This window comes from Alkalibacterium sp. MB6 (genome assembly GCF_009935905.1).
In the GTDB taxonomy this organism is placed as follows: domain Bacteria; phylum Bacillota; class Bacilli; order Lactobacillales; family Carnobacteriaceae_A; genus Alkalibacterium.
Genome location: NZ_PREX01000003.1, coordinates 124,512 through 133,485, shown reverse-complemented (window position 1 = coordinate 133,485; position 8,974 = coordinate 124,512). Strand labels below are relative to the sequence as shown.

Below are 8,974 nucleotides of genomic sequence, written 5' to 3'. Positions count from 1 at the left end.
ACAGCCGTTAAGCTTCCCAGCGCCGAGGATAGTGAGGGGTTTCCCCTTGTGAAAGCAGGACGTTGCCGTGCAGCTCTTTTTTTTTATAAAAAACCTTATTCCGCAATAGCTCAGTTGGTAGAGCGCACGACTGTTAATCGTGTTGTCGCAGGTTCGAGCCCTGCTTGCGGAGTTTTTTTGTACCTTCATTTAATATCTAAAGAAAAAGAAGACCCGAGTTTATCCGTTCAAGAATGGATAAACTCGGGTCTTTTAGCTGAAACTAATTTTGTTCGTGGAAGTGATAAATCGGTTCTTCTCTATTCTCATCAAAGTCAATTTCTAAATCATATCCGTTATAAAACCAGTCATCTTGTGAAGCAGCAAAGTACGTAATACCATTAATTTCTGCTTTACCAATCACATTATCGTCAGGTTCTTCAACGCTAATTCCCACAGAAAATCCTTCGTGAACTTCAGTCTTACCATATGTCTTTCCGAAGAAACGAACCCCGTTTCCTTTTTCAAGACCCATTTCTGTTTCAAACCAGTTAATAGCTTTATCTGTTAGTGTAATGTTCATGAGTGATTATCCTCTCTATTTCTATTCCTCTTCATATACTTTAGCATGAATCTCTCAAAAGAGATAGGGAGTCAGTTTGACGATTCAAGGCTTAATAGGAAACCATGTTCGAGATGCAGTGATGGCTATCCATAGTGGTTCTGGAACATTGTATTGATGTTTTTTTGACAAATGTAAAGCTGTCTCGATTTCTCTAATATCTCCAGCTTCAACTTTTTGAACCCATTTCGGATCAATAATGAGCTGTCTTCCGAGCGAAACTAACTGGGAATGAGACAATGCATTTTCAGCATCCTCGGGCTGTTTGATTGAACCAACGCTAATGAGCGGAACTCTATTGTTAATGTAATCGCCAATTAGTTGAGGAATTTGGTATTTATAATCTCTAAACCCAACGATTGATGGTTGGTAATAATAATTCACAGATAAATGAAGGTAATCAATGTGCTGTTTAACCAGAATATCTATCAGTGCGTAGGTATCAGTTAAGCGTATGCCAGGGGTTTCGACTTCTTCCGGTGAAAAGCGGTAGCCCAGTAAAAAAGGTCGGTCCGCGTTTTGTTTAATCACCTCTTGGCAGGCTTTAATCACTTCTAAAGGGAAACGCAGGCGATTTTCAAGACTGCCTCCCCACTTATCTTCTCGTTGATTAGAGTGGGGGGAAACGAACTGTTGGAGTAAATACGTGTTGCCACCATGCAATTCAACTCCATCAAATCCTGCATCAATCGCTCGTTTGACTGCAGAAGCGAATTGCGAGATTAAAATAGTGATCCCACCGTCTGTCAGTTCTTTTGGTGTTTCCGTCCACTTTCTTTCGGCGCGTATAGAAGAGGGGGCGACGGGTTGGCGACTACCATTAAATTGTCTTCGACTCATCCGGCCACCGTGGTAGATTTGAAGAATAGCCTTAGACCCTTGTAATTTTATAATGCTTGCTAACTTAGATAAGCCCTCAACATGAGAGTCTTTTGCTACGCTCATGCCATTTAAAAAAGCTTGCCCTTCTGATGAGATGTAGGCGCAGGCAGTAATAATAGCTCCTGGGCCACTGGAACGGACAATGTAATAGATAAGCTCATCCTCAGTCACATCGCCCTCAGGGCTACTGGAACTTGTTGTCATCGGTGCCATTAAAATTTTGTTTCTCAATGTCAGACCGTTTGTGAATGTATAAGGCTCTAAAAAAGTGTATGTCATACTGTCCTCTCCATTAAGTCAAATCACGTATTCAATACGTATGCCGTAATAGTATCATATAGGTAAAGCGATGAAAACATAGCCTACCGCTTATTTCATTCTATGGCTATTGAAGAGGGAAGTCAATTCAAGGAAAAACAAAAGATTAACTTATAAAGGCCTTTTTTTGTTTAATTAACTCTTTTGGTAAACGTGCACAATTTTCTCGCCTCTTTTTTGGTCACGTTTCCATAGCTATCGAAAAGCGTTTACACTAGAATAAGAAGTGTCAAGTAGACCAACGAATTGATTTAGGCCGATGCTTAAAATCAATAATTCAAATGAAGAAGGAGAAATTATAATGGTAGAAATAGCATTAAAAAGTATTTACAAGCGTTATGACAATTCAGATGAGTTTGCGGTATCAGATTTCGATATGCGCATTAAAGACCGAGAGTTTATCGTATTCGTAGGACCTTCAGGTTGTGGTAAATCCACTACACTACGTATGATCGCTGGATTAGAAGAAATTACAGACGGCGAACTATGGATTGGCGATACAATGATGAATGACGTGGCTCCTAAAGACCGCGACATCGCCATGGTATTCCAAAACTACGCTTTATATCCACACATGACTGTTTTTGACAACATGGCATTCGGATTGAAATTGCGTAAATATAAAAAAGCAGAAATCAAAGAACGTGTAGACAATGCTGCAAGTATCTTAGGACTAACTGACTACTTAGACCGTAAGCCAGCTGCTTTATCTGGTGGACAACGTCAGCGTGTAGCCTTGGGTCGTGCTATCGTTCGTGATGCAAAAGTGTTCTTGATGGATGAGCCTTTATCTAACTTAGATGCGAAACTTCGTGTAGCGATGCGTGCTGAGATTGCTAAATTACACCGTCGTTTAAATACAACTTCAATCTATGTAACACATGACCAAACTGAAGCGATGACAATGGCTGACCGTATCGTTATCCTTAAAGATGGATTCGTTCAACAGATTGGTACGCCAAAAGAAGTTTATGATACTCCAGTAAACATTTTCGTAGGTGGATTTATCGGATCTCCTGCTATGAACTTCTTCGATGTGACACTTGAAGGTAGCAAAATTACAAATGGCAATGGATTAACTGTTGAAGTGCCTCAAGGCAGACTAAACATTCTTAAAGAAAATGGCTATAAAGACGGTTCTAAACTTGTCTTTGGTATACGTCCAGAAGACATTAAGAGTGAACAAGTTGCACTGGATGCTTCTCCTGGTTCAATTGTTCGTTCAACTGTTACTGTATCTGAATTACTTGGTGCAGAAACAATGCTTTATACTCAAGTTGGAGATTTAGAGTTTATCTCTCGTGTGGATGCACGTGACTTCCATAGCCCAGGTGCTGAAATTGATTTAGCCTTTGATATGGGTAAATCACACTTCTTCGACCCTGAAACAACTAATGTTATCCGCGCTTTATAAGAGATAAGGTTAGTCAAATTAAAATAGCCCCCTTTTTTCCTCTCTGGTATACAGTAGTATATTCAGAGAGGTTTTTTCTTGTTTTAAAAACCCGAAAGTTATTAACCGAAAGGCAGAAGTTTATGACGGTAGACGTTTAAGTTCACCGCTATTTAGTGTAAAATAGAAGTATTACAGTAACGCAAGGAAAGGGGACTAGAAAACTGTTTCTTAAAGGCACCACCCATGAAACGGTTCATTTGATATGGAAAAAATTAGAGGTTTTGAAGTGGTTTCAACTTATGAAAATAATAGTATATCGTTGCCACAACGGGCAACGAAAGGTTCAGCTGGGTATGATTTATCCGCAGCAGTTGATGTAGTTATTCCTTCCGTGTTCAAAGCTATGGCTAGTCCATCCGAACATACAGAAAACAATCCTATGAGATCAACTCTGGTTCCAACAGGTATTAAAGCTTATATGCCAGGTAATGAGTTTTTGCTACTAGCTAATCGATCAAGCAATCCAATGAAAAAGCAGTTGGCTATTCCAAACGGCATTGGAGTCATTGATGCAGATTATTACGGCAACGAAGGAAACGAAGGCGAAATTTTTGTTCAACTTATTAACTACGGTATGGAAGATGTCCTAGTAAAAAAAGGCGAACGGATTGCTCAAGGTATTTTCACTCCTTATGCAATAGTAGATGAAGAAGAAGAAGCGTTTGAAACACGTATAGGTGGATTTGGATCTTCTGGAAGGTAAGATATTAGAATAAATGAACAAACGATTAAAGAAAGAGGCGTTCACGTATTGGCGAAAAAGAAAGCATCGGTATTTGTCTGTCAAAGTTGTGGCTATGAGTCGCCTAAGTATTTAGGAAAATGCCCTAACTGTGGCAGTTGGAATCAAATGGTCGAAGAGAAACTACCCGACAAAACAGATAGTCGAAGCAGAGTATCCATGACAGGTAAAGCTTCAAAAGCTCAACCGATTACGGATATCTCTATCGAAACAGAAGAACGAGTCAAAATTAAACTAGAAGAATTTAACAGAGTATTAGGTGGAGGAGTGGTTCCTGGGTCATTGGTTCTTATTGGTGGGGATCCTGGTATCGGAAAATCGACTCTCTTGTTGCAAGTTTCAGCACAGTTGAATCAAGGAGGCGGCCGAGTCCTTTATGTCTCGGGTGAAGAAAGTGCCTCACAAATAAAAATGCGTGCAGAACGGCTAGAGTTAAGAGGGGTTGATTTTTACCTCTATGCTGAGACGGAATTGACTGCTATACAAAACACCATTGAACAAATCAAACCAGATTATGTGGTGATTGACTCAATTCAAACGATGCACCATGCGGCCATTGATAGTGCTTCAGGAAGTGTGTCCCAAGTCAGAGAGTCCACAGCGACATTAATGCAGATTGCCAAGATGAATAATATTGCTATTTTCATTGTTGGTCACGTCACTAAAGAAGGGGCTATAGCTGGGCCACGAATGCTAGAACACATGGTAGATACGGTTCTTTATTTTGAGGGTGAGCGCCACCACACCTTTAGAATACTCAGAGCAGTTAAGAATCGATTCGGTTCAACCAATGAGATTGGTATTTTTGAAATGAGAAACGGTGGTCTGGTAGAAGTGTTAAATCCGTCTCAGCTCTTTTTAGAAGAACGTCTTGCAGGGGCAACCGGTTCATCTGTGGTTGCGGCGATGGAAGGCACTCGTCCCATACTTGTTGAAATTCAGTCACTTATTTCACCGACTGTTTTTGGCAATGCTAAACGGACGGCCAGTGGACTGGATTATAACCGGGTATCCTTAATTATGGCTGTTCTCGAAAAACGAGCGGGTCTCTTACTTCAAAACCAAGATGCTTATCTAAAAGCAGCGGGTGGAGTCAAGTTAGATGAGCCGGCGATTGACTTGTCTATAGCTATAAGCATTGCTTCTAGTTACAAAGACAAAGAAACACGACCAACGGATTGTTTTATTGGTGAAATAGGATTAACAGGTGAAATTAGACGCGTATCAAGAATTGATCAAAGAGTAAATGAAGCTGCTAAATTAGGTTTCAAGCGAGTCTTTGTTCCGAAAAACAATATGGACGGCTGGAAATTCCCAGAGGGTGTTGATATAGTCGGTTGTGCAACCATTTCAGAAGCCATTAAACGAGCCTTTCAATAAAAGGAACACTGCTATAAGCCAGTTTTGATAAAAAGCAGGACCGGCATCTATAGTCAATAGGCGTGAAATGGACAATAGTCTGACTTTTTAAAGGTTAATGTTATACTAAAAGAATAAATATCAATTAGGAAGAGGAGGGATAGGATGGTAACAAAATTGATCTATCTGACTTTTCTATTAGTCGGAGGAAGTCTAGGATACAACTTAATTCCTGAACTGCTAAGTAATTGGGAATGGATGCCTAACTGGTTAATGCACCCTATCAGCGGCCTAGTCTTAGGGGCAGCTGTATTTTACATTATTGCCTTACAGGCAATTGGACCATTAGAAAGAAGCGTCAAGAAATTGGAACACATGTTTAGCGAACTGAGCATGGCTTATATCATATTCGGAAGCATTGGAGCGATTGTTGGACTTATTATTTCATTAATTATTAATTTGGCATTATTTGCTCTGGATTTGATAATCATTAGCGATGTTGTTCCCCTGATTTTGATGGTCGGATTTGCTTATTTTGGTTTTCAGCTAGGAACGGCCAGACGGGAAGAAATTAGACGTTTGTTTCTTCCTAAAACAGTCAGAAACGAAAACGATGATGTCCTTGAACGTAAAGAGGGCGATATTTTCCGTAAGTATAAGATTCTCGATACGAGTACCATTATTGATGGCAGAATTTTAGATGTGTCTCAAACGGGTTTTTTAGAAGGTGTACTTGTAGTTTCTCATTATGTGTTGAAAGAACTACAGTATATTGCGGATTCATCGGATAGTCTAAAACGCGTGCGTGGACGAAGAGGGCTAGACATATTAAATGCCTTGCAAAAAGAAAAAGGCGTTACCCTCATTATTGATGATACCGAATTACCAGAAGCAGAAGAAGTGGATTTGAAACTAGTCCAGTTAACAAAGAACATGGACGGCATGATTGTAACGAACGATTTCAATTTGAACAAAGTTGCGGAATTTCAAAATGTACCTGTTTTAAATATCAATCAATTGGCTAACGCTGTTAAACCGGTCGTTATTCCAGGCGAAGAAATGCGAGTCATGATTGTTAAAAACGGTACAGAAAGAGCACAGGGTGTTGCATATTTAGAAGACGGGACAATGGTCGTTGTGGAAGAAGGTAAGTATCACATTAATGAAACAGTCGATGTGGTGGTCACCAGTTCCTTACAGACAAATGCTGGCCGAATGATTTTTGCCAAACTAGCTCAAAGTCAGCGGTCCTTAGATAATCAGGAGGCACATAATGGCTGATTCTTATGAAACGATTTTGTTGGCAGCTGGTTCATCAACTCGTTTCAAAGAGGGTAGTGAACAAAATAAAATACTGATGATGTTAAATCAGCAACCTGTTTTTAACTGTTCATTAAGCTTATTTCTAAAAGATGAGCGATGCAAAAAAATATGGTTTGTTCATAAGGATAAAGAGAAAGAACAGATTAAGACACAAATTGATCACCTGTATAAAGGGATACCTGAAAAAATAGTTTGGATTAAGGGTGGAAAAGAGAGGCAAGACAGTGTGGCTATGGCTCTTGAACACATAAAGAGCGAAACGACTGAAGTTATCATGATTCATGATGCAGCCCGACCATTTGTCACAAGAGGCTTAATCGATGAGCTCCTAGACGAAATGACCCATTATCAGGCTGTCACACTCGGGATACCTTCCAAGGATTCGGTGAAACTGGTCAAAGAAGGAAAAGTGGCACAATCCCTTTATCGCCCGTATGTTTGGCGAATACAAACCCCACAATTATTTAATACCAACCTTCTTAAACATGCGATGTCTAAAGCAGTGGAAGATGAGTTTTATGGAAACGAAGAAGGGGAGCTAGTTGAACGAATAGGTGAGCCAGTTAGTGTTGTTTTAGGAATGGAAGAAAATATAAAAATCACGACCTCTTTTGATTATCATATGGCTTGTTTTTTAACAGAGCAACAAGATAAACAGGAAGGCTAAAACTGGAAAGAGATGGTCAAGACTATCGCTTTCTGGTGGCAGAAAGAGCTAAGACGTGGTAAGTTTAAACTACTGTAAAAGTAAAAAAGGAGAATTAACTTTATGCCAGAAAAAGTACGCGTACGTTATGCGCCTAGTCCAACAGGAAATTTACACATCGGAAACGCACGTACAGCCTTATTTAACTATTTATTTGCCCGCCATCATGGTGGCGATTTTATTATTCGTATAGAAGACACTGACAGAAAGAGACACGTCGAAACAGGAGAGAAGAGTCAGCTAGAGAATTTAAGCTGGCTTGGCATTGACTGGGATGAAAGTGCAGATATCGGAGGAGCGTATGGTCCTTACCGTCAATCTGAGCGAAAGGATATTTACGACCCTCTAATAGACCAACTCATGGCCAGTAATCGTGCTTATAAATGTTACTGTACATCAGAAGAGTTAGAAGCTGAACGTGAGGCTCAACGTGCTCGTGGCGAAATGCCTCACTACAGCGGTCGTTGTGCTCATTTATCAGCAGCCGAACAAAGAGAAAAAGAAGAACAAGGTATTGAACCAGTTATTCGTTTGCGTGTCACTAAAGGTGCAACGTATACCTTTGAAGACATGGTCAAAGGCAGCATTACCTTTGAAGCAGATTCTGTTGGGGGAGACTGGGTCATTCGTAAAAGAGACGGCTTCCCAACCTATAACTTCGCTGTTTCTGTCGATGATCATTATATGGAAATCACCCATGTTCTTAGAGGAGATGACCATATTGCCAATACACCTAAACAAATGATGGTGTATGAGGCGTTTGGCTGGAAACACCCTCAATTTGGGCACATGACTTTGATTATTAACAGTGAAACGGGCAAAAAATTAAGTAAACGTGATGAAACGATTCTGCAGTTTATTGAACAATACAGAGAACTAGGCTATCAACCAGAAGCTTTGTTCAACTTCATTACATTACTTGGGTGGTCACCAGTAGGAGAAGATGAAATCTTTTCTAAACAAGAGTTTATTGATATGTTTGACTACCATCGTTTGGGGACATCACCAGCAGCTTTTGATGCCAAGAAATTGGAATGGATCAGTAACCAGTACATGAAACAAATGGATTTGGATGAGTTGACGTTAAAAGCCGTTCCTCATTTGGTACAAGCTGGTTACATTGATGCGAATCCGACACCTGAAAAGAGTGAATGGGTTAAGAAATTAATTAAACTATATCAAGATCAGATGAGTTATGCAGCTGAGATTACACATCTGGGCAAATTATTCTTTGAAGACAGCTTGGAATGGTCTGATTCTGCTAAAGAAGTCCTTCAAGGTGAAACAGTCCCAACTGTATTGGATGCTTTTGAACAGCACCTTCAAGCAGTTGAACCTTTTGAAGCAAGTGACATTCAAAAAGCAGTTAAGGCAGTTCAAAAAGAAACAGGTGTAAAAGGAAAAAATCTCTTTATGCCGATTCGAGTAGCTGTGACAGGCCAACAACATGGCCCGCAACTGAATGATGCAATCGAGTTACTCGGCAAAGAACGTGCATTGAGTAACCTGTCAAAAGCAAAAGACTTAATTAAATAAGCGAATCTAAAAAAGCATGAAGGCAGTCTAGCCATACAACCGGAATCATTC

The 8,974-nt window shown here is 40.0% G+C and carries 8 protein-coding genes and 1 tRNA gene; 7 read left to right on the top strand and 2 right to left on the bottom strand.

Features of this window, described 5'->3' with window-relative positions; translation table 11 throughout:
* Nucleotides 1-99 precede the first annotated feature (99 nt).
* Nucleotides 100-172 (top strand) — tRNA-Asn (locus tag C3945_RS02570).
* A gap of 90 nt (nucleotides 173-262) precedes the next feature.
* On the opposite strand, the gene C3945_RS02565 is transcribed toward C3945_RS02570, so the two are convergent.
* Nucleotides 263-562, bottom strand: a complete 300-nt coding sequence (locus tag C3945_RS02565) for a HesB/YadR/YfhF family protein (RefSeq protein WP_161878119.1) — start codon at nucleotides 560-562, stop codon at nucleotides 263-265.
* An 84-nt stretch (nucleotides 563-646) separates the two neighbouring features.
* The gene (locus C3945_RS02560) at nucleotides 647-1,762 is read right to left on the bottom strand and encodes an NADH-dependent flavin oxidoreductase (RefSeq protein ID WP_161878118.1); all 1,116 of its coding nucleotides are present in this window, start codon (nucleotides 1,760-1,762) and stop codon (nucleotides 647-649) included.
* Between the two features lie 340 nt (nucleotides 1,763-2,102).
* On the opposite strand from C3945_RS02560, the gene C3945_RS02555 reads away from it, so the two are divergent.
* The 6 genes from C3945_RS02555 (at nucleotide 2,103) to gltX (ending at nucleotide 8,923) form a co-directional block, all read left to right on the top strand.
* Nucleotides 2,103-3,215, top strand: a complete 1,113-nt coding sequence (locus C3945_RS02555; RefSeq protein ID WP_161878117.1) for an ABC transporter ATP-binding protein — start codon at nucleotides 2,103-2,105, stop codon at nucleotides 3,213-3,215.
* A 244-nt stretch (nucleotides 3,216-3,459) separates the two neighbouring features.
* On the top strand, nucleotides 3,460-3,960 hold the full coding sequence (locus tag C3945_RS02550) for a dUTP diphosphatase (protein ID WP_161878116.1): 501 nt from the start codon (nucleotides 3,460-3,462) through the stop codon (nucleotides 3,958-3,960).
* A gap of 48 nt (nucleotides 3,961-4,008) precedes the next feature.
* A complete protein-coding gene (radA, locus tag C3945_RS02545; RefSeq protein ID WP_161878115.1) occupies nucleotides 4,009-5,379 on the top strand; it encodes a DNA repair protein RadA in 1,371 nt (456 codons plus the stop codon).
* A gap of 144 nt (nucleotides 5,380-5,523) precedes the next feature.
* The gene (locus tag C3945_RS02540; RefSeq protein WP_161878114.1) at nucleotides 5,524-6,639 is read left to right on the top strand and encodes a PIN/TRAM domain-containing protein; all 1,116 of its coding nucleotides are present in this window, start codon (nucleotides 5,524-5,526) and stop codon (nucleotides 6,637-6,639) included.
* Nucleotides 6,632-7,348: a 2-C-methyl-D-erythritol 4-phosphate cytidylyltransferase gene (ispD, locus tag C3945_RS02535; protein ID WP_161878113.1), complete on the top strand. Its 717-nt coding sequence runs from the start codon at nucleotides 6,632-6,634 to the stop codon at nucleotides 7,346-7,348. Before C3945_RS02540 ends, ispD begins: the two co-directional genes overlap by 8 nt.
* 102 nt (nucleotides 7,349-7,450) lie before the next feature.
* Nucleotides 7,451-8,923, top strand: coding sequence for a glutamate--tRNA ligase (gene gltX, locus C3945_RS02530; RefSeq protein WP_161878112.1), 1,473 nt, complete (start codon nucleotides 7,451-7,453; stop codon nucleotides 8,921-8,923).
* Nucleotides 8,924-8,974 lie beyond the last annotated feature (51 nt).